Here is a 20,562-nt window from a genome sequence, read left to right as displayed (position 1 = left end):
TGGATGGATCGCGCCAGCTCCACGCACGAGGGCGGCCGAAACAAAAGGCAAAACCGGGAATTGTGGCGGCGCAGCGTAACCGAAAAAACGGCGGCGCGTCACTTTGAGACGCGGCGCGACCCGCTCCGCATACTGAATGCCGAGCGGGTCCTTGCTGAAATCCGAGAGATTAGTGCGTCGCGACGACCGCGATGCCGCGGATCTGTCCGGCCTTCGCTTCCGCCGCGGGCCTCGGATAGCGGCCCGGCGAGTAGCGATGCATCAGCTCCGCCTCGCGGCCGCGCGCCAGCGCGAGGTTGGCAAGCTTCACGTGACCGTAGCCGCGGATCGTCATCGGCACCGCCGCGATCTGCGCCGCGAGCCTCTGGTTGCCGGCCGACAGCTCGGCCATCAGCTCGTCGAGCCGCGCTTCGAACTGGCCGATGAGCGAACGCTCCAGCCGGCGTTCCTCGGTATGGCCGAACACATCGAAGGCCGTGCCGCGCAGGCGCTTGCCATGGGCGAGCCACTTCATCGCCGGCAGCATCCATGCGCCGAGACGGATCTTGGCGGGCGCCTGTCCGTTCTTCGGGCGCGAGACGAGCGGCGGCGCCATGTAGAACTCGAGCTTGACCTCGCCTTCGAACTGCTCCGCGAGCTTCTCGCGGAAGCTGCCGTCGCTGTAGAGGCGCGCGACTTCGTACTCGTCCTTGTAGCTCATGAGCTTTAGCAGGCCGCGCGCGGCATTGCGCGTGACCGGCAAGCTGCGATCGCCACCGGCGAGCGCCGCCTCGCGCTGCTGGATGCCGCGAATGCGCGTCTCGAAGCGCTCCGCCCACGCTGAGTTCTGGTAGCCGGCGAGATGCGTGCGCGCACGCGCGATCAGCGCATCCAGCGATTCATCCGCGGCGTCGTTCGCGCTCGCGCCGCGCAGCCCTTCGACCGCCTGCGGCGCACCGGCGGCGAGCCGGCCGAGCGAGAAGGCCATGAGGTTCGACTTGACCGCGACGCCATTGAGCTCGATCGCGCGCGTCAGCGCCTCCAGGCCGAGCGGGATCAGCCCGCGCTGCCACGCATAGCCGGTCGCCAGGATGTTCGAGGCCAGCGTGTCGCCGAGGAATTCCTCCGCCATCGTCTGCGCATCGAAGGTCTCGACCTGCTCGCGGCCGGCGACGAAGCGCATCTTCTCGAGCAGCAGCTCGACCTTGAGGTCCGCATCCGGATTGCGCAGCGATTCGGCCACCGGGATCTCGTGCGTGTTCGCGAGGATGCGGGTGCGGCCATGGCGCACAGTCTGCAGCGCATCGGCCGACGCGCCGACGACGAAGTCGCAGGCGAGGATCGCATCGGCCTGCTGCGTGTCGATGCGCACCTGGTTGAGCCGCGCGGGCGTGTCGGCGATCCGCACGAAGCTCAGCACCGCGCCGCCCTTCTGCGCGAAGCCCATGAAGTCCAGCACGCTGGCCGACTTGCCTTCGAGGTGCGCGGCCATCGCGATCACCGCGCCGACGGTCACGACGCCGGTGCCGCCGACGCCGGTGACCAGCAGGTCGTAGGGCGCATCCCAGATGTGCGCCGCCGGGTGCGGCAGCGCGGCCACGTGCTGGAGGAAGGCATCGCGGCCCGACGCCAGTGCGCCGCTCTTCTTGCGCAACGCGCCGCCGGTGACGCCGACGAAGCTCGGGCAGAAGCCCTTGGCACAGGAATAGTCCTTGTTGCAACTCGTCTGGTCGATCTTGCGCTTGCGGCCCAGATCGGTTTCGTGCGGCAGCACCGCGACGCAGTTGCTCTGCACGCTGCAGTCGCCGCAGCCCTCGCACACCGCCTCGTTGATGAAGAGCCGCTTGGCCGGGTCGACCAGCTCGCCCTTCTTGCGGCGGCGGCGCTTCTCGGCCGCGCAGGTCTGTTCGTAGATCAGCACGGTCACGCCGGGGATCTCGCGCAGCCGCCGCTGCACCGCATCGAGCTCCGCGCGGTCGTGGAACTCGGTGCCGGCCGGGAAGCGGTATTTGATCGCGTCGTACTTGCCGATCGCATCGCTGACCACCACCACCCGCTTCACGCCTTCGGACTCGACCTGGCGCGCGATCGCGTCGACGCTGATCACGCCATCGATCGGCTGCCCGCCGGTCATCGCGACCGCGTCGTTGAAGAGGATCTTGTAGGTGATCGTCGCGTTGGCCGCAACCGCCTGCCGGATCGCGAGGTAGCCCGAGTGGTAGTAGGTGCCGTCGCCGAGGTTCTGGAAGACGTGCGGCGTGCGCGTGAACATCGAGTGCGAGACCCAGTCCACGCCCTCGCCGCCCATCTGGATCAGGCCGGCGGTGCTGCGGTCCATCCAGTTGGCCATGAAGTGGCAGCCGATGCCGGCGCGCGCGGTCGAGCCTTCGGGCACCCTGGTGCTGGTGTTGTGCGGGCAGCCGGCGCAGAAGTAGGGCAGGCGCTTGACGCTGTCGCCGTCGTTGCTCAGCAGCTCGGGCACGGTGAAGTCGCGCACATGCTGGAAATGGTCGCCGAGCTCGGCGTTGCCCGGGAAATGCTCCGACAGCCAGTGCGCCACCAGCTCGATGAGGCGCGAAGGCCGGAGCTCGCCGAGCGCCGACACCAGCGGCTTGCCCTCGCGGTCGTGCTTGCCGACCAGCGCCGGCCGCGCGCCGGGCGGCGCGTTGTAGAACATGTCGCGCAACTGGGTCTCGACGATCGCGCCCTTCTCTTCGACGATCAGGATCTCCTGGAGCCCCTCGGCAAAGGCCTTCATGCGCGTGGGCTCGAGCGGGAAGCTCAGCCCCACCTTGTAGAGCCGCACACCGACGCGCGCCAGGCTCTCGGGCGTGACTTCGAGGCGGCGCAGCACTTCCATCAGGTCGTAGTGCGCCTTGCCGCAGGTGACGATGCCGACCTTGGCCTGCGGACTCTCGATCACGTGGCGGTCGATGCTGTTGACGCGCGAGAAGGCGGCGACGGCTTCGAGCTTGTCCGCAAGCCGCGATTCGATGCGCAGCGACGGCAGGTCGGGCCAGCGGTAGTGCAGGCCATCGGCCGGCGCGCGATGCCCGGTGACGGCACGCACCGTGTCGGCATCGGCCCAGGTGGCGATGCGCGAATCGATCAGGTCGAGGTCCACGGTGCCCGCGCTCTCGACCACTTCCGACAGCGCCGCCATGCCGACCCACGCGCCGGAGTAGCGCGAGAGCTCGTAGCCGTAGAGGCCGAACTCCAGGTACTCGGCGACGCTCGCCGGCTGCACGATCGGGATGCTCCACGCGGCAAGGGCGTGGTCGCTCTGGTGCGGCATCGAAGACGACACGCAGCCGTGGTCGTCGCCCGCCACCACCAGCACGCCGCCATGCGGCGACGAGCCGTAGGCGTTGCCATGCTTGAGCGCATCGCCGGCGCGGTCCACGCCCGGGCCCTTGCCGTACCACATCGCGAACACGCCGTCGACGGTGCGCTCGGGGTCGGATTCCACGCGCTGCGTGCCGAGCACCTGCGTGGCCGCCAGTTCCTCGTTGATCGCGGGCACGAAGCGGATGCCCGCGTCCTTGAAGCCCGGGCCGGCCTTCCAGATCGCCAGGTCGACCATGCCGAGCGGCGATCCGCGGTAGCCACTGACGAAGCCCTGCGAGTTGATGCCGCGGGCCGCATCGCGCTGGCGCTGCATCAGGAGCACGCGCACCAGCGCCTGCGTGCCGGTCAGGTAGATCGCGCCCGAGCGCGCCCAGAGGCTGTCGGAAAGCTGGTAGTCGGGGCGCTGGATCGCAGAGGGATTCGCTGTCGAGTTCATCCGGGGATTGTTCTTCTCGCAGCGGAGGAATATTCTCTCAATTGCACCCGCACAGACCCTCGATACGAGAATTTCATTCTCCAATGACGCCATGAACGACGATTCCATTCCTCTCGACCAGTATTCGATGCAGATCCTGCTCGAACTGCAGCGCGACGCCCGCCAGACGGTGCAACAGATCGCCGACAAGATCGGCCTTTCGTCCACGCCCTGCTGGCGCCGCATCAAGGAGATGGAAGCCGCCGGCGTGATCCGCGGCTACACCGTGGTGATCGACCGCGAGAAGGTCGGCCTCAACCTCGCGGCGGTGACCGAGGTCAATCTGGACCGGCACAACGAATCGAAGGTGCGCGATTTCGAAAGAGCCGTGGAGGCCAGCCCGGAGATCGTGCGCTGCGTCTCGGCCACCGGCCCGGCCGACTACATCCTCACGGTGCACGTGCCGGACATCAAGCACTACGAGAAATTCCTGCACACCACGCTGTTCGAGCAGGCCGGCGTCACGCATGTGCGCTCGGCGATCGTGCTGCGCGAAGTGAAGTCCGAGGGCAACCTGCCGGTGGATTTCGGGCCGCTGTCGCGCTCGCGCGGCTGAGCATCCGGGCTCAGCGCGCGAGCTGCAGACCGATCACCCGGCGCTAGGCGTCGACGCGCAGGCCCTGCCCTTCCTCCATGCGGCCGATCACGCGCGCGCCCTCGAAGCCCTGCGCGCGGAACAGCGCCAGCACCTCCTGCACGCTCCCGGGCGCACAGCTCACCAGCAGTCCGCCCGAGGTCTGCGGGTCGGTCAGCAGGTCGCGCGCGACCGGCGGCAGCGCGGCATCGAGCTGCACCTCGGCGCCGTAGCCGGCCCAGTTGCGGCCGGACGCGCCGGTCACGAAGCCCTCGGCGGCCATCGCGGCGACGTTCGACAGCAGCGGCACCTGGGGCCAGTCGATCACCGCGCGCAGGCCCGCGCCGCGCGCCATCTCCAGCGTGTGGCCGGCGAGGCCGAAGCCGGTCACGTCGGTCAGCGCATGCACGCCTTCGAGTGCGGCCAGCGCGGTGCCCGGCTTGTTCAGGCGCGTGGTGTTGGCGATGAGCTGGGCATAGCCGTCGGCATCGAGCTTCTGCTTCTTGAGCGCCGCCGACAGCACGCCCACGCCGAGCGGCTTGCCGAGGATCAGCACGTCGCCCGCCTTCGCGTCCGCATTGCGCTTGAGGCGCTCGGGATGCACCAGCCCCATCACGACGAGGCCGTAGATCGGCTCGACCGAATCGATCGTGTGGCCGCCCGCGATCGGGATGCCGGCCTCGCGGCACACCGCCTGGCCGCCGCGCACCACTTCGCCGATGACTTCGAGCGGCAGCTGGTTGACCGGCATCGCGACCAGCGCGAGCGCCATGATCGGCGTGCCACCCATGGCGTAGACGTCGCTGATCGCGTTGGTCGCGGCGATGCGGCCGAAGTCGAAGGGGTCGTCGACGATCGGCATGAAGAAATCGGTGGTGGCGATCAGCGCCTGCTCGTCGTTGAGCTTGTAGACCGCGGCGTCGTCGGCGGTCTCGATGCCGACCAGCAGCTCGGGCGGGATCAGGCCGCTGCCGCTCTTCTGCAGGATTTCCGAGAGCACGCCCGGCGCGATCTTGCAGCCGCAGCCGCCGCCATGGGAGAAGCTGGTGAGCCGGAGCGCGGGCGTATCGGCCACTTGGGGCGAGGGGGAAGGGCTTTGGTCGTTCATGGAGGAACCTTCTGCTTTCTGGCGTTTGCGCGGGGCATTATGGTGGCGCCAGCAGATCGTGCAGCAGTTGCCGCACAAGCCTGCGTTCGTGTTCGGGGCGAAAGCCCGGCTCCCGCAGCGCGCACTGCGCCGACAGCCGGGCGGCGAAGTCGGGCTCGGCCGCGAAGCGCTGCATCAGCGCCGCGAGCGCCGCATCGTCGCCGACGGGAAAGCAGCCAGCGTAGTCCTCTCCGAGCAGGCCGAGATTGCCGCCGATGCGGCTGGCCAGCACCGGCACGCCCGAGCGCACCGCCTCGATCACCACCTGCGCGCCGCCTTCCATGCGGCTCATGTGCACGAGCGCATGGGCGCGCGCGATCCAGCGGCGCGCGGTGCCCTGCGGCAATCCGCCGAGCCAGCGGTAGTGCGGACACTCGGCCATGGTCCGGCGCGCGGCTTCGCCGAGCTCGGCCGACAGCGCTTCGCCGATGTGGATGATGCGGATCGGCGTGCCGGCGGGCAGGCGGCGTGCGGCGGCCATGAGCGTGGCCGGGTCTTTCTCTTCGCGCAGATGGCCGACCGCCACGAGCTGGATGCCACGCGCCACGGGCCGACGGCGCCATGCGGTTGCCGACTGGACGATGACGCGCGCCTTGGCACGCTCGGCCGCCCCGAGGCGATCGAGCGCATCGGGCTGCAACACGACCAGTTGGCTGGCACACTGCAGCGAATGTTGCGCAGATCTGTCCACGTCGATATCCCGGTACACGTCGGTCCCGGTCAGGACGAGTCCGATCGGACCGTCCGCCCGCGCCGCGCGCAGCCGCGCGATCGAATCGGCCGAGCGGCGTGCGTGCAGCGCGATCAGGGCGTCGCACGCCTCGCCCTCCCAGTTGCGTGCGATCCGCACATCGGCCACGCCGTCGAGGAACCGGCCCCAGCGCGCGGCGGTGCGCCAGTTGCCGTTGTTGGCGTCGGCCAGTGCTGGCGAAACGATGAGGACGCGAGGATTGCCCATGGCGTCATTCTGTCAGGCCGATCCGGCCCGCAAGGCCATGGCCGCTGATCCGCGCACGCTCGCCGGCGACGCGCTGGCCGCGGCCCTGCGCGAAGCCCGTGCCCGCACGCGCGCCTGGACCTTCGACCTGAGCGACGCGCAATGGCAGGTGCCGCGGCAGGCCGGCGTGAATCTCCCGGCCTGGGAGCTCGCCCATCTCGCGTGGTTCGGCGAGTTCTGGGTGCTGCGCGGGCCGCACACGGTCGATGGGCAGGGCTATGTGCAGGCCGATCGTCCGGCTGCCATCGCGGGGCCCGATGCGGTGTTCGATTCGGCCCGCCTGTCCCACATCGCGCGCTGGTCGGCACCGCTGCCGACGCGCGCCGAACTCGACGAGCGGCTCGATGCACAGCTCGATGCCTGCCTTGCGGCGCTGGCCGCTGCGGACGGCAGCGATGCATCGCTCTACTTCCATCGGCTGGCGCTGTTCCACGAGGACATGCACTGCGAAGCCTTCGCATGGCTGCGGGCGACGCTCGGCTATCCCGCGCCGGTCGGGCTCGCGCTGCCGCGCCTCGCCGAGGCACCGCCGATCGCGGTCCGGGCAGCGCGGGTGGATATCGGCTGGCCCAGGGGACGGCCCGGCTTTGCCTTCGACAACGAGGTCGATGCGCACGCGATGGATCTGCCGGCCTACGAGATCGACGCCATGCCGGTCCGCGCCGGAAGCTATCTGCGCTTCGTCGAGGCGGGCGGCTATGACGATCCGGCGCTCTGGCCCGGCGAAGCGGGCGCATGGCGCGCTGCGCAGCCGCGCAGCCATCCCGCGCGCTGGCGCCGGGCCGGCGGCGGCTGGGAAACGCGCTGGTACGACCAGTGGCTGCCGCTCGATCCGCAACAGCCCGCGATCCACCTGAGCGCCTGGGAGGCCGAAGCCTACGCGCGCTGGGCCGGCCGGCGCCTGCCCTCTGCCGCCGAGTGGGAGCAAGCTGCAGTGGCGCAGCCCGGCTTCGCCTGGGGCGGCAGTGTCTGGGAATGGACCGCCGATCCCTTCGCGCCCTACCCCGGCTTCGCGCCCGGCCCGTACCGCGACTATTCGGCGCCCTGGTTCGGCGACCACCGCGAGCTGCGCGGCGGCGCCTTCGCGACCCATGCGCGGCTGCACGACGCGCGCTATCGCAACTTCTTCCAGCCCGGCCGGCACGATGTCTTCGCGGGCTTCAGGACGGCCGCGCTTTCTTAAACTCCGAGTCCCACACACCGACCGGCATCGCCGAAAACACCATGAAACGACGGCTCATCCCGATCACACTGTTCTGTCTGCTGGGCCTCGGCGCCGGGCTGCCGCTGCATGCGCAGACGGGCCTGCTCCGCGTCTCGGCCATTCCCGACGAGGCGCCGACCGAGCTGCAGCGCAAGTTCAAGCCGCTGGGCGACTACCTGAAGCAGCAGACCGGCATGGAGGTTCAGTTCACCCCGGTGACCGACTACGCAGCCGTGGTCGAAGGCCTCGCCACCGGCAAGATCGATCTCGCCTGGCTCGGCGGCTTCACCTACGTGCAGGCCAGGCTGCGCACGCAGGGCGGTGCGGTGCCGCTGGTGCAGCGCGCCGAGGACGAGGCCTTCACCAGCAAGTTCATCGTGCCGATCGACAGCAAGGCGAAGACGCTGCAGGACCTCAGGGGCGTCACCTTCGCGTTCGGCGCGCCCTCGTCGACCTCGGGCAGCCTGATGCCGCGCCACTTCCTGCTGGAGGCCGGCATCGATCCGGACAAGGACTTCAAGACCGTCGCCTACTCGGGCGCACACGACGCCACCGTGGCCTTCGTCGCCGCGGGCCGGGCCGAGGCCGGCGCGCTCAACGCCTCGGTGTGGGACAAGCTGGTCGAAGCCAAGAACCCGAACGCCACCAAGGTGCGCGTGCTCGCGACCACGGCGCCCTACTACGACTACAACTGGACCGTGCGGCCCGGGCTCGATCCGGCGCTGCAGAAGAAGATCAAGGACGCCTTCCTCCAGCTCGACCCGGCCAACCCGGCGCACAAGGAGATCCTGGCCTTGCAGCGGGCCTCGAAGTTCATCCCGACCCAGTCATCGAACTACGACGGCATCGAGTCGGCGGCGCGTTCGGCCGGGCTCATCAAGTAGCCGGAGGCCGCGCCGTTGAACGCCGCCGATGCCGCGCTGGTGCTCCACGATGTCGGCCTCGTCCACCCCAACGGCCAGCGCGCGCTGCAGGGCGTCGCGTTGCAGGTGCCGCGGGGTGCGCGGGTCGCGGTCGTCGGCCCGTCGGGCGCGGGCAAGACCAGCCTGCTGCGCGTGGCCGCGACCGCCTTGCGCGCAAGCGACGGCCGCATCGAACTGCTCGGCGAGCACCCGTGGCAGTTGCACAGCGGCGCGCTGCGTGCGCTGCGCTCGCGCGTCGGGCTGATCCACCAGGCGCCGCCGATCCCGCCGCGGCTGCGCGTGGTCACGGCGGTGCTGGCCGGGCGGCTGGGCCGCTGGTCGGCATGGCGCGCGCTGGGCTCGCTGCTGCTGCCTTCGGACATCGCCGGCGCCGAGGCGGCGCTCGCGCGGCTGGACATGGCCGACCGCCTCTTCGACCGCTGCGACAGCCTCTCGGGCGGCCAGCTGCAGCGCGTCGGCATGGCGCGCGTGCTCTACCAGGCGCCGGAGCTGATCCTGGCCGACGAGCCGGTGTCGGCGCTCGATCCCACGCTGGCCGACATGGCGGTGGGCGAACTGGTCGCGCAGAGCCGCAACAGCGGCGCGACGCTGCTGGCTTCGCTGCACGCAGTGGACCTCGCGCTGAAGTGGTTCGACCGGATCGTCGGCCTGCGCGCCGGCGTGGTGGTCTTCGACGCACCGGCCGCCGAGGTCAGCCGCGCGATGCTGCAGGAGCTCTATGCGAACGAAGGCAGCCTGCTGCCGACGCAGGCGCCGAGCTATGACATCGACGGCGCGGCAGGCGCGCGCCGGGCCCGCCCGAGCGCATGCCGATGAGCACGCCGGCCGCCGTCCCGCGCGATCCGCTGGCCCGCCGCCGGCTCGGCTACCTGATGGCTGCGCTGCTGGTGCTGTGGCCGATGCTGGTGATCGCGGAGTTCGACCCCCGCGCGCTTTTCGCGCCGGCCACGCTGCGGGTGATGGGCGGCTTCCTGGCCGGCTTCGTGCCGCCGGCGCTCGATGCCGCCTTCCTCGGCATGCTCGCCCACGCGACGCTGGAGACGCTCGCGATGGCGACGGCCGGCGTCGCCCTCGCCTTCGCGCTCGCGGTGCCGCTTTCGTTCGTCGCCACGCAAGCGTTGTCGATCTCGCGCATCGGCCCGGGGCCGGGCCGGGCACGCGGGCAGGCCCTGCGCGCGGCGGTACGCGCCGTGATGGCGGCGCTGCGCGCCATCCCCGAACTGGTCTGGGCACTGGTGTTCGTGCGCGCGCTCGGCCTCGGCCCCGCGGCCGGCGTGCTGGCGCTGGCGATCACCTACGGCGGCATGCTCGGCAAGGTGTACGCCGAGATCCTCGAATCCGGCGACACGCGGCCCGCGCGTGCGCTGTTCGAAGCCGGCAGCGGCCGCATCGCGGCGCTGTGCTACGGCCTCCTGCCCTCGGCGGCGCAGGAGCTGGCCTCCTACACGGTCTACCGCTGGGAATGCGCGGTGCGCGCATCGGTGGTGATGGGCTTCGTCGGCGCCGGCGGACTGGGGCAGCTCATGGACCAGTCGATGAAGATGCTCAACGGCGGCGAGGCCAGCAGCATCCTGATCGTGTTCCTGCTGCTGGTGCTGCTCGCGGATGCGCTGAGCGCGCAATTGAGGAGGTGGCTCGCATGAGCCCCCGCCCGGCCGTTCCGAAGGTGGCTCGCACCGCAGTGCGAAGCACGGAGGTCACCCCATGAGCACACCCTCCGAGCGCGCCCGCGCCGCCGGCCCCTGCCTCACCTGCCTGCTCGCGACGGCGGCGATCGCGGCGGCGGTGGTGGCGAGCTTCGTCTACCTCGGCATCGACTTCGGCACGCTGCTCGGACGCGAGTCGCTGGCCTCGATGGGCCGCTTCGTCGCCGAGTTCTTCCCGCCCGATCTTTCCGCGCCCTTCCTCGCCAAGGTCGGCTGGGGTGCGTTGCAGACGCTGGCGGTCTCGGCGCTCGGCACGCTGCTCGCCATGCTCGGCGGCGCGGTGCTGGCGCTGCCGGCTTCGGGCCGCTTCGGGCCGGCGCTGCGGCAGGCCGCGCGCTTCGTGCTGAACGTGCTGCGCAGCGTGCCCGAACTGGTCTGGGCCACGCTCATGGTGCTGGCCGCCGGGCTCGGCCCCTTCGCCGGCGTGCTCGCGCTGGTGCTGCACACCACGGGCGTCTTCGGCCGCCTGTTCGGCGACACGCTGGAGAACCTGCCCAAGGCGCCGGAGCGCGCCCTGATCGACGGCGGCAGCGGCGCGGTCGCGGCCTTCTTGTACGGCAGCCTGCCGATGGCCTGGCACCAGTGGCTGGCCTATGGCCTGTACCGCTGGGAGATGAACATCCGCGCGGCGGCGGTGCTGGGCTTCGTCGGGGCCGGGGGGCTGGGGCAGATGCTGTACTTCCACCTCTCGCTGTTCCAGCAGGCCCAGGCCGCGACCGTCATCGGCGCGATGTTCGTGCTGGTGGTCGCGGTGGACGGCGCCAGCGCGCGGGTGCGGCGCGGGTTGGCGTCGGCGCATGCCTAGTCATCGCCCCGCTTGCGTCCGCTGAACATCGCCGCCACGAGGTTCTCGCGGTGCCGCAGGCTCGTGAAGATCACGCCTGCGACATGCAGTGCGATGAGCCCGACGAGCGTCCATGCCGAGGCGCGATGCGTCGCCTCGACCCATTCGACGCCCCAGAACGCATCGGTCGTGTAGAGGATTCCGGACACGCAGACCACCGCGAGGCAGGCGAGCAGCAGCACCACCATCCAGCCGCCCAGCGGGTTGTGGCCGAGATAGCGCTCCTCGCGGGCGCCTACGATGCGCTTCGCATAGTCGAGCACCGCGCGGGGGCCATGGACGAAATCCGCGAAGCGCGCATGCCGGGTGCCGAACAGGCCCCACGCGCTGCGCACGACGACGATCGCGAGCGCCACGTAGCCCACCCGCAGGTGCAGCGCGAGCCGGCCTTCGCCGGCCCACCACGCGAGTGCGACCGAGATCGCGAGACCCCAGTGCAGAACCCGCTGTGCCGGGTCCCACACGCGGACCGTGCCCTGCATCCCGGGCATCAGTCGGGCTGCTTGACTTCGCCGATCTTGTCGAAGGTCTTGGGGTTGAAGAAAGCTTCCACGCGCTTGCCGCCGGCATCGAAGCCGTACACCTCGTAGCAGCCGTTGAAGTTCTTCACCTGCCGCACCTTCCAGCCTTCGCCGGTCAGCTTGCGCTGAAGCTCCATCTGGGGCTTCATCTCTTCCTTGGGAATGGCTTCGCACTTCACGCTCTCGTGATCGACATACTGCGCGGCGGCGCTGCCCGCGAGGCAAAGCGCGATTGCTGCAAAGGCGGACTTGCTGATGAGGGGTGCTTGCATGGGAGGGGCCTCGAAGAATTCGGTTAAGGAAAGCCGCGCGCCGCCGCTCAGACGTCGAGCCACATGCGCAGCAGGTTGTGATAGGTGCTCGTGAGGCCGATCACGCCCGGATCGGTCTCGCCGATGGTGCTGCGCAGGTGCCGCAGGTGGTTGTCCATGTCGAAGAGCAGCCGGCGCTGCTCGTCGCTGCGGATCATGCTCTGGATCCAGAAGTAGCTCGCGACGCGATGCCCGCGCGTGACCGGCAGCACCCGATGCACGCTGGTGCCCGGGTAGAGCACCATGTCGCCGGCGGGCAGCTTCACGCGCTGTTCGCCGAAGGTGTCCTCGATCACGAGTTCGCCGCCGTCGTATTCGTCGGTGTCGCTCAGGAACACGGTGCACGAGACATCCGTACGCACGCGGCCGGCGCCGTTGCGCAGGAAGCGCACCGAGCTGTCCACGTGGTTGCCGAAGCTGTTGGCCTCGCCGCCGTAGCGGTTGAAGAGCGGGGGCGAGATCTGCTTGGGCAGCGCCGCCGAGAAGAAGACCTGGTGGCGCTCGAGCCCGCGCAGCAGCATTTGCTGCACGGCGCGGGTCTCGTCGCAGTCCTCGCGCAACTGCTCGTTGTTCTTGGCGCGCGCGGACTGCTCGCCGGCCGTCAGGCGCCCGTCCTCCCAGGGTGCGCCCGCCAGGATCTTGCGGGCTTGCGCGACCTCGTCGCGGGTGAGCACTTCACGCACGTGCAGCAGCATGGTTCGACTCCCTCTCTCAGAAACTCAGAAACGCACGCCGACGGTCGCCTGGTAGGTCCTCTGCGCGCCGGCGATCACGAAGCCCGGATAGAGCTGGTCGCCGTACAGCCTGTTGGTGATGTTGGTCACGTTGAGCTGGGCGTAGACGTCCGGGGTGAACTTGTATTCAAACATGAGATCGCCCACCACGTAGCCCGGAACGTAGACCGTCGTCGAAGCCGCGCCCGTCGTGCCCTGCAGCGGTCGGTTCTGCGAGGCGCCGCGGATGCCGCTGGCCACGCGGAACTTCGGCGTCGCCTGGTAGCTGACCCACACCGCGCCGCTGTGCTTGGGCGTCAGGCCGACGCGCGAGCCGACGATGTTCGCCTGCGTGCTGCCGGCTTTGTCGATCTTGGCGTCCGGGATGTAGGCGTACGAGCCATAGACCTCCCACTGCGGCGTGAGACGGCCGACGACTTCGAGCTCCAGGCCCTGCGAGTGCCGCTTGCCCGACAGCAGGTAGCTGTCGCCCGCGAAGTCGGAGTCGGTGGTGCGCTCGTTGTACTTCTCGGTGCGGAACAGCGCGGCGCGGGTCGAGAGCTTGCCGCCCAGCCAGTCGAGCTTGGCGCCGAGCTCGATGTTGCGGCTTTCTTCCGGCGGCGTGTTCGCGTTCTGCGGCGTCACGTACTGGTAGGTGTCGGCCGCGGTGTTGAACGAGGTGCTGTACGACAGGTGGTAGGACTGCGTGGCCGAGGGCTGGTAGAGCACGCCGGCGCGGTAGCTCCACACCGAGTCCGACATGCTCGTCTTCGCGACCGCGCTCGGCACGATGGCGTTGGTGTTCGCGTAGCTGATCTGGTGGAAGTCGCCGCTGAAGTCGTCCCAGCGGATGCCGCCGAGCAGCTTCCAGTCGGGCGCGATCTGCACCAGGTCCTGGAAGTAGACGCCGTAGTTGTTCGCCGAGTAGTCGCTGGTCTTGCGGTAGGTCGGCGAGAGCGTGGCGGAGTAGCCGTCGTTGGGCAGGCCGACGCGCGTGATGCCCTTGAAGAAGTTGGTGCCGACGGTGCCGAAGGCGCCGAAGCGGCCGGCCGATTCGTCCGCCCAGTCGACGCCGGTCAACACCTCATGCTTCAGTCCGCCCCAGTTGAAGGTGTTGCTGTAGTCGCTCTGCAGGTAGGTGCCCTTGTACTCGTCGCTGCGCGGCGCGAGGCCATTGCGGTACACGTAGGTGAGCGGCGAGAGGTTGGCCGCGTTGGTGGGGGTGCGGCAGGTCACGCTGTTGCCGTTCACGATCGGCGCCGAGTTGCAGAAGCTTGCCGTGGTGCCCCACTGCGAGCGCTCGAAAGTGCCGCTGCGGAACTGCGTGCGCACCTGGCCGCCGTCGTCGAAGGTATGGGTCCACGCGCCGTTGCCGTACTGCGCCTTGCCGCGCAGGTAGTCGCTCGCCGCGCCGTAGAAGCTGCCTGGTGAAATGTTGGGGATGGTGCTCTGCGCCACGCCGTTGGCGACAGTGCCGTTGGCGAGATAGCGCTGGCCGGACATGGGCACGTTGTCCACGTCGAGATAGAACAGGCCGACGCTGAACTCGTCGCGCGTGCCGATGCCCCAGCTGTACGAAGGCGCGACGCCGTACTTGTCGATCTTGGCGCCGCCGTTGTCGGCCTTGTTCCACATCGCGTTGATGCGGAAGGCCGAGTCTTCGCCGACGCGCTTGTTCATGTCGATCGTCGTGCGGTAGAACCCGCGCGAACCGACGGTGCCGACGACGTCGGTCTGGTCGGCGAGCAGCGGCTTCTTGCTGACCTGGTTGATCACGCCGCCGGTGGAGCCGCGGCCGAAGATCATCGAGGCCGAGCCGCGCAGCACTTCGACGCGGTCGAGGTTGAAGGTGTCGCGGTCGTACTGCGACGGATCGCGCATGCCGTCGATCAGCAGGTCGCCCACCGTCGCGACCGGGAAGCCGCGCAGGCGGATGTCCTGGTCGGTGCCGTTCTCGGTCGCGGCGAAGGTGATGCCCGCCGAGTAGTGCAGGGCTTCCTTCAGCGTGTCGAGCTTGGCGTCGTTCATCAGCTTTTCGGTGATGACGTTCAGCGACTGCGGGATGTCGCGGATGTCCTGCGTGCCGCGGCCGATGTTGGTGCGGGTGGTCTGGAGCTGGTCGCGACCCTGGATCTCGGCCTGGTCGGTCACCGTCACGGTGCCGAGCGTCGGCGCATCGGCGGTCACGCTCGATTGCGCCCAGCTGCTGACCGAGGCGGCCAGCATCAAGGCGCCGAGCGGGAAAGCCGAGGTTTCAACGGCGAGAGGCGACCGCGATGCGGGTGCCGACGTCCTTGCGGACGAAGGACGTGGAGCCGTCTTGCGGCGGCGAGAGAAACGAGCCAATTTGGCCTCCATGAATGCGCGACAGGCATCGCGCGCAGGTGGAAGGCTGGCTAATCAATGAATGAACTGGCTCGCCGAAATGATCGGGGCGGAGTATACATTTTGAAAGATTCGGTCTTCGCGGATGGCCCTGCAAGATCGACCGATATGCCGACGATCTCTCCTCCTTTTGAGGTATGAGCTCGAGGCGACCCCGGTCCTAGAATTTCGCTCCATCCGCAACCAGGAGGTGCCATGGTCACCGCTCCCCAGACCGTGCGAGTTAGGAAGAGCGTACTGACGCTGGGCCAAAAGGGAGATGACCTCGACTGGTACGGACAGGCCGTCGCAAAGCTGCGCGCACGGCCCTTGCAGGATCCGACGAGCTGGAGATACCTGGCCGCGGTTCATGGCTATCCCGGACATGCGGCGGATCCCTTCGCCCAGTCCGGCGAGAAGCTGCCGTCGGGCGCGGATCAGGCTTCCTTCTGGAACCAGTGTCAGCACCAAAGCTGGTTCTTCCTTTCCTGGCACCGAGGGTATCTTGCGTGCTTCGAGGAAATCGTTGCGGCGGCCGTGGTGGATGCGGGCGGCCCAACGGGATGGGCACTTCCCTACTGGAACTACAGCGCGACGAGCGCCCATTCGAGTGAATTGCCGGCTGCATTCCGCAATCAACACGACAGCCACGGCAATCCCAATCCGCTTTGGGTGGCTGGACGCCACATGCCCACTCCGACGACGGCATTGCCGCCGGCCCATGTGGACCTCGGCGCGCTGCTGCATTCGCCCTTCCAGGGAACGGCTGGGGGTGGGGACCCCGGCTTCGGCGGCGTGAAGACCGGGTTCAGCCACTTCGGCGGCACCAATGGGCGCCTGGAGAACCTGCCTCACAACGCGGTGCACGTGGATGTGGCCGGACTCATGAGCGACCCCGATACGGCGGCGCTCGACCCGATATTCTGGTTGCATCACGCCAACATCGATCGGCTTTGGGAGGTCTGGATCCATCGTGATCCCAGCTTCACCAATCCCGTGCTGAAGAGCTGGCTGAGCGGAACGTCCTTCCAACTGCACGATGCGAAGGGCAAAATCGTGAAGTTCAACTCGGGGCAGATGCGGGACACGCTCAAGGTACGTCATGGGTACAAATACGACGACATCAGCGATCCCTTCCATGTGCCAGTGGCTGCGGCTGCGGTTGCGGCCAGCGCGACGGGGTCCGGTGTGACGGCCGGCTCGCCGCAAGCCACGCAGCTCGTCGCGGCGACGCCCGCTGCCGTACCTCTGGGCAATGCAGCGACACGAGCCCAGGTGGCATTCAACCAGGCGGCGAGACTTGCGGCCGTGGCCAGCGTGCCCGGTCGTCCCGTGCGGGCCTACCTGAATCTGGAAAACGTCAGGGGAGCAGCCGCACCTCGTAACTACGAGGTGTATGTGGACGTGCCGACGCCGCCGACGGCGGGCGCCACTGGCGTGGAGAGAAAGCCATTGCTTGCTGGCCATCTAAGCACCTTCGGCGTGCGCAAGGCGTCGAGTCCGGCCGGCAAGCACGGTGGGACCGGCATCACCACCGTGATCGAGATCTCGAACCTGATCGAGCAGCTGCATCGGGAGCGCAACTGGGACGGCGCCCACTTGGAGGTGACCTTCGTGCCGAGCGGTCCCGAAGTCGCCCCACCCGTCGGCGCTCCCGGGCAGGTCGAAGTCGGGCGGGTCAGCGTCTACTACGGTTAGCCGGCGTTTGCACCATGGACGCCTGGATCGCACTGTGCATCTCGGCTTCGGGGGACGAATGGCAACGCGGAGAAAGGACCCTGCGCGCGGCCTGGCAGACCGGTGTCTTGCGCGAGGCGTTCATTCACTGGCTGCTGATGGCGCTGGTCATGATGCCGGTGCTCAGCCTCCCGTTGATCCGGTTCGTCGCCGTGCGCAGCTTCACCCAGCGCCGCGCGCTCGCGGTCACCGAGTTCTTGTGCGGTCTATGGGCGGTCTGGATGATGGCGGGAGTCGCTCTCGTTCCCTTGGCTGTTCTTTGGGCGGTATTCCTTCCGGTTCACGAATTTGCCGCGCCGCTTGCATTCGGGTTCGCGGCGCTGTGGCAGATCACACCGATCAAGCGCTCGGCGCTCGAGCGTTGCCATCGGACGGTGGCGCTGAGCGCAGCCGGCTGGCGCGCCGATCGCGACTGCCTGGCCTTCGGGCTCCGCTCTGCTCGCCAATGCGTGGTCAGTTGCTGGCCCATGATGTTTGCGTGCGCACTTGCCGCCCATTCGATTCCCGCACTGGCGATCGTCCTGACGATTGCGATGCGCGAACGAGCCGCGCATGCGCCGCAACCGACGCGATACGCTTTCTTGTTGGCCGGATTCGCGCTCGTCCTGACGCTTCACGCAGCGGGCGCGCCGTGACCTGAAATCAAAGACCAAAGACCAACCGGAGGGAAATTCAATGACTATCGCCACCAAAGCCTGGGTCAAGCGCAACCTCGGATTCGACCCCATCGCCACTCCGGCACCCGCAGCGACATTTGCCATCGCGGCTGCGGCCAGCAAGTCCGCCCAGCCGGAGGATTTTCAACGCGAGATCATCGATTTCGATTCCGAGGGGCCGGAAGGGGCGGCTTTCTTTGCCTTCACCACAGCCACCGGCCTTTCCCGGTTCACCGACATTCCATGGCCAGAAGGCCTTGCACCCAAGACCGACGCTACAGCCAGAAAAGGTCCGGCCGGTGCGCTTCCGAAAGCGCATGCACTGGTCGTGACATGGACAGTGGACGAGGGACACGCCCTCAGCCGCGTCCTCACTCCGGGCAAAGACTCGAGTAACGACTACGTCCCGTACCGGCACAACTTCGCCCAGATCTCGAAAAAGATGCGAAAAGGCTGTCCGGCGATGAACGCGGGACGGTTGGGTGCGTACTGGACCGGCACGATCGCCGGGAAGCAGGTCGTCTACTTCAAGTCCGACTCGCACCTGTCGCAAGACACAAAGACAGCGCCAAAGGCCGGGGAGACCCTTCCCAACGAGGATGTCTGGCAGCAAATCATCGCGGAAGTGCAGCCTGAGATCGTCATCACCACCGGAACAGCGGGCGGCATCGGGACCGATTGCGAGGTCGGTGATGTGGTGGTCAGTCCCATCGTGGCCTTCGATTGCTCGAAATGGCTGGCTCGCGAGTCTTTTGCCAAAGAGAATTTCAAGAGTGCCGCGCCGCCGACACGACTCTTCAGTGCGGCCAGGACCCTCTTCAAGGCGAACAGCGAAAGACTGCCGCCCGACAACACACGGGCTCCGAAGATCATCCGCGCCACATCTGTCTCCAAGGCCGTCCTGACGACCGATTTCTTCGGTTTCGACACCTCCGACAATCACTACGGCCTGAAGGGTCTGGGCGCGGTCTCGGAGATGGGCGACGCCATTCTCGGGCTCGCCAGGAGCCGCGCGGCGTCAAAGGTGCCGGTATGGCTCGCGGTGCGAAATGTCTCAGACCCGCAAATCAAGGCCGAGGGGACGCTGCAGGAACAGGCGCGTATCGCGGCACAGATCTACAAGGGCTTTGGTCGTTGGAGTTCCGTTTGCAGTGCCATCGTCTGCTGGGCGCTGATTGCGGCCTAGGCAGATGAAGCTGGAGACTGAAAGGAGTGCGCAATGAAGGTCCTGATCCAGACGCGGTCCAATGCGGCGATGCATGCAGCCGCCATGGCGTTCAGCGCTGCCCCCGAGCTCAGCGCACACCTCGAGAATGCTGTGGACGGCCTCGTGCTGGACGCGACATATCCGCCCGTGCAGGTGCCGGGATCGCACACCGTCACCGGAGCGGCCATGCACTCGCTCTCGCAGCCGATGCTCTTCTCGTTCGCTGCGCAGGATTCGACGTATCTCGTACGTGGCCATATCCCGGACGGCGCCCAGCAACAGAAGGTGATCGCGGCGGCACTGGCACATCCCGATGTGGTCGGCGTGTTTTCCGATCCGACCATCGAGGGGTTCCCGACCTGCGGGGGTGACGCCGCCGTCGGCACTTCGAAAGCGGTTGCAACGAAACTGCCGGTCAGCAAACTCGCCGCCGCCAAGATGACGGGCGCCGGCGTGTCGCTGGCGATCGTCGATACGGGCATCAATCTCGCGTACCTGAAGACCAAGGGCGTCACGCTGAAAATCGATGTTGCCAACAGCTTCGTTCCAGCGGGCGTCGCGACGACACCGGGGAAGCAGCCTGTCAACCACGGAACCATGTGCGCCTTCGATGCAGCCATCGCCGCGCCGAAGGCAACGTACCTCGATCATGCCGTCTTGCTGTCGACGACCCCCGGCGCGAATCAGATGGCAGGTCTGCTCAGCGATGCGGTGCTTGCTTATCAGCGCTTGCGTACCGTCGTCATGGCCATGCCGGCTGCCAAGCGCGCGCTGGTGGTGTCGAACAGCTGGGGCATGTTCGCTCCGGCCTCGGACTTTCCGCCCGGCCATCCGGGGAACTACAGCGACAACCCGAACCACCCTTTCAACATCATCGTCGCGAGCCTCGAATCCGCCGGCGCGGACGTACTCTTTGCGGCAGGCAACTGCGGACGAGACTGCCCGGACGGGCGTTGCGGATTCGGAAACCAACCGTCGATCTGTGGCGCGAACTCGCATCCTTCGGTTCTTTCAATTGCGGGCGTCGACCTCAACAAGAAGCGGGTGGGCTACTCATCGCAGGGGCCGGGACGGTTGACGGCAAAGAAGCCGGATGTGGCGACGTTCACGCATTTCACGGGGTCGGGCGTCTTTTCCCCCGACCCGGACAGTGGCACTTCCGCCGCCTGCCCCGTCGCCGCGGGCGTGGTCGCGGCGATTCGCAGCAAGTATCCGAGCTCGAAGCTCTCGCCCATGCAACTGCGTGCGCTGATCTACAAGACGGCCGCGGACGCCGGAAACAGCGGCTTCGATTTCGACTATGGGTACGGGATTCTGGATGCGTCCGCGTTGGTAGCGGCACTTCCCTGAACCCTGGATCTTGCAAGTGTTTCAGCGTGCACTAACATCGCTCGGTGACTACCCGAATGGTGACCCTTCGTCTCGATCCATCCGACGCAACGCTGGCCAAGGTGTGCGCCAGGTTCGGATTGTCGAAAGGTGACATCGACGAAAACTTTGGCGTCGCGAGCCTGGATCCCGCCAAGGCGCTATACGCGATTCTCGTCAACGAGGCGGTAGCAGCGCGTCTCGAAGGCCAGGGTGGGATCGCCGGGGTGTTCTCGAATCCCAAGATCGAGCCTTTTGGACCGTTGAAGTAGCGATCCGGATCGCCGCCACCGGCACACCGGCGGTGCGGGCCCCCCGCATCCAGGCGGCGCCCGATCTGGACAGCCGTTGCCGACGTCTTCATTCAAAGCGCGGCCGCGCGGAATTGCGCGGGCCTCGCAACTCAGAAGATTCTTATGGCGAGCGCGCACCTCGCTCACTAGAGTCGGTCCAGGGAGGCATTCTGAGTTGCAGCAGCTTGGGTGCCA

At 67.9% G+C, this 20,562-nt stretch carries 18 protein-coding genes; 11 read left to right on the top strand and 7 right to left on the bottom strand.

From position 1 onward, the window contains the following. Window positions 1-169: 169 nt before the first annotated feature. Window positions 170-3,763 (bottom strand): indolepyruvate ferredoxin oxidoreductase family protein, encoded by a 3,594-nt coding sequence (locus VAR608DRAFT_RS08330; protein WP_088953636.1) that lies wholly within the window; start codon window positions 3,761-3,763, stop codon window positions 170-172. Between the two features lie 91 nt (window positions 3,764-3,854). Here VAR608DRAFT_RS08330 and VAR608DRAFT_RS08325 point away from each other — a divergent pair, with 91 nt between their 5' ends. Then, entirely contained in the window at window positions 3,855-4,358 is a 504-nt protein-coding gene (locus tag VAR608DRAFT_RS08325; RefSeq protein ID WP_088953635.1) for an Lrp/AsnC family transcriptional regulator, read from the top strand. Between the two features lie 43 nt (window positions 4,359-4,401). Here the strand turns inward: VAR608DRAFT_RS08325 and selD are convergent, their stop codons facing one another. Both selD and senB read right to left on the bottom strand, forming a co-directional pair. Beyond that, window positions 4,402-5,484, bottom strand: a complete 1,083-nt coding sequence (gene selD / locus VAR608DRAFT_RS08320) for a selenide, water dikinase SelD (RefSeq protein WP_088953634.1) — start codon at window positions 5,482-5,484, stop codon at window positions 4,402-4,404. A 37-nt stretch (window positions 5,485-5,521) separates the two neighbouring features. Then, entirely contained in the window at window positions 5,522-6,481 is a 960-nt protein-coding gene (senB, locus tag VAR608DRAFT_RS08315) for a selenoneine biosynthesis selenosugar synthase SenB (RefSeq protein WP_088953633.1), read from the bottom strand. Between senB and senA the strand changes: the two genes are divergently transcribed. From senA to phnE, 5 genes are all read left to right on the top strand, one after another. After that, window positions 6,480-7,703, top strand: coding sequence for a selenoneine synthase SenA (senA, locus tag VAR608DRAFT_RS08310; protein WP_231973360.1), 1,224 nt, complete (start codon window positions 6,480-6,482; stop codon window positions 7,701-7,703). The two genes, senB and senA, sit on opposite strands and share 2 nt — an antisense overlap. Window positions 7,704-7,744: 41 nt before the next feature. Beyond that, window positions 7,745-8,608 carry a putative selenate ABC transporter substrate-binding protein gene (locus VAR608DRAFT_RS08305; protein ID WP_088953632.1) on the top strand — a complete coding sequence of 288 codons (864 nt, stop codon included), beginning with the start codon at window positions 7,745-7,747 and terminating at the stop codon, window positions 8,606-8,608. Window positions 8,609-8,623: 15 nt separating this feature from the next. After that, window positions 8,624-9,463, top strand: a complete 840-nt coding sequence (locus tag VAR608DRAFT_RS08300; RefSeq protein ID WP_088953631.1) for a phosphonate ABC transporter ATP-binding protein — start codon at window positions 8,624-8,626, stop codon at window positions 9,461-9,463. Then, a complete protein-coding gene (locus VAR608DRAFT_RS08295) occupies window positions 9,460-10,290 on the top strand; it encodes a PhnE/PtxC family ABC transporter permease (RefSeq protein ID WP_088958682.1) in 831 nt (276 codons plus the stop codon). The genes VAR608DRAFT_RS08300 and VAR608DRAFT_RS08295 overlap by 4 nt, the downstream gene beginning before the upstream one ends. 61 nt (window positions 10,291-10,351) lie before the next feature. Then, window positions 10,352-11,158: a phosphonate ABC transporter, permease protein PhnE gene (phnE, locus tag VAR608DRAFT_RS08290; protein ID WP_088953630.1), complete on the top strand. Its 807-nt coding sequence runs from the start codon at window positions 10,352-10,354 to the stop codon at window positions 11,156-11,158. Here the strand turns inward: phnE and VAR608DRAFT_RS08285 are convergent. Genes VAR608DRAFT_RS08285 through VAR608DRAFT_RS08270 form a run of 4 tightly spaced genes read right to left on the bottom strand, consistent with a single transcriptional unit; the run spans window position 11,155 to window position 14,968 of the window. Beyond that, window positions 11,155-11,688: a cytochrome b/b6 domain-containing protein gene (locus tag VAR608DRAFT_RS08285; RefSeq protein ID WP_197700493.1), complete on the bottom strand. Its 534-nt coding sequence runs from the start codon at window positions 11,686-11,688 to the stop codon at window positions 11,155-11,157. The two genes, phnE and VAR608DRAFT_RS08285, sit on opposite strands and share 4 nt — an antisense overlap. Next, entirely contained in the window at window positions 11,688-11,990 is a 303-nt protein-coding gene (locus tag VAR608DRAFT_RS08280) for a PepSY domain-containing protein (protein WP_088953628.1), read from the bottom strand. Before VAR608DRAFT_RS08280 ends, VAR608DRAFT_RS08285 begins: the two co-directional genes overlap by 1 nt. 47 nt (window positions 11,991-12,037) lie before the next feature. Further along, window positions 12,038-12,724: a Fe2+-dependent dioxygenase gene (locus VAR608DRAFT_RS08275; protein ID WP_088953627.1), complete on the bottom strand. Its 687-nt coding sequence runs from the start codon at window positions 12,722-12,724 to the stop codon at window positions 12,038-12,040. Window positions 12,725-12,748: 24 nt separating this feature from the next. Then, on the bottom strand, window positions 12,749-14,968 hold the full coding sequence (locus VAR608DRAFT_RS08270; RefSeq protein ID WP_231973358.1) for a TonB-dependent receptor: 2,220 nt from the start codon (window positions 14,966-14,968) through the stop codon (window positions 12,749-12,751). 354 nt (window positions 14,969-15,322) lie between these two features. Between VAR608DRAFT_RS08270 and VAR608DRAFT_RS08265 the strand changes: the two genes are divergently transcribed. From VAR608DRAFT_RS08265 to VAR608DRAFT_RS08245, 5 genes are read left to right on the top strand one after another with little or no spacing between them, the layout of a single operon-like run. Next, the gene (locus VAR608DRAFT_RS08265; RefSeq protein WP_088953625.1) at window positions 15,323-16,804 is read left to right on the top strand and encodes a tyrosinase family protein; all 1,482 of its coding nucleotides are present in this window, start codon (window positions 15,323-15,325) and stop codon (window positions 16,802-16,804) included. 14 nt (window positions 16,805-16,818) lie between these two features. Next, a complete protein-coding gene (locus VAR608DRAFT_RS08260) occupies window positions 16,819-17,478 on the top strand; it encodes a copper chaperone (protein ID WP_088953624.1) in 660 nt (219 codons plus the stop codon). Between the two features lie 40 nt (window positions 17,479-17,518). Continuing rightward, the gene (locus VAR608DRAFT_RS08255; protein ID WP_088953623.1) at window positions 17,519-18,685 is read left to right on the top strand and encodes a phosphorylase family protein; all 1,167 of its coding nucleotides are present in this window, start codon (window positions 17,519-17,521) and stop codon (window positions 18,683-18,685) included. A gap of 33 nt (window positions 18,686-18,718) precedes the next feature. Next, window positions 18,719-20,056 (top strand): S8 family serine peptidase, encoded by a 1,338-nt coding sequence (locus tag VAR608DRAFT_RS08250; RefSeq protein WP_088953622.1) that lies wholly within the window; start codon window positions 18,719-18,721, stop codon window positions 20,054-20,056. 56 nt (window positions 20,057-20,112) lie between these two features. Further along, window positions 20,113-20,346: a hypothetical protein gene (locus VAR608DRAFT_RS08245; protein WP_088953621.1), complete on the top strand. Its 234-nt coding sequence runs from the start codon at window positions 20,113-20,115 to the stop codon at window positions 20,344-20,346. Window positions 20,347-20,562: the final 216 nt, after the last annotated feature.

Source organism: Variovorax sp. HW608, from assembly GCF_900090195.1.
In the GTDB taxonomy this organism is placed as follows: Bacteria; Pseudomonadota; Gammaproteobacteria; order Burkholderiales; family Burkholderiaceae_C; genus Variovorax.
The sequence above is the reverse complement of the archived record's forward strand: the minus strand, read 5'-3'. Positions and strand labels throughout refer to the sequence as shown.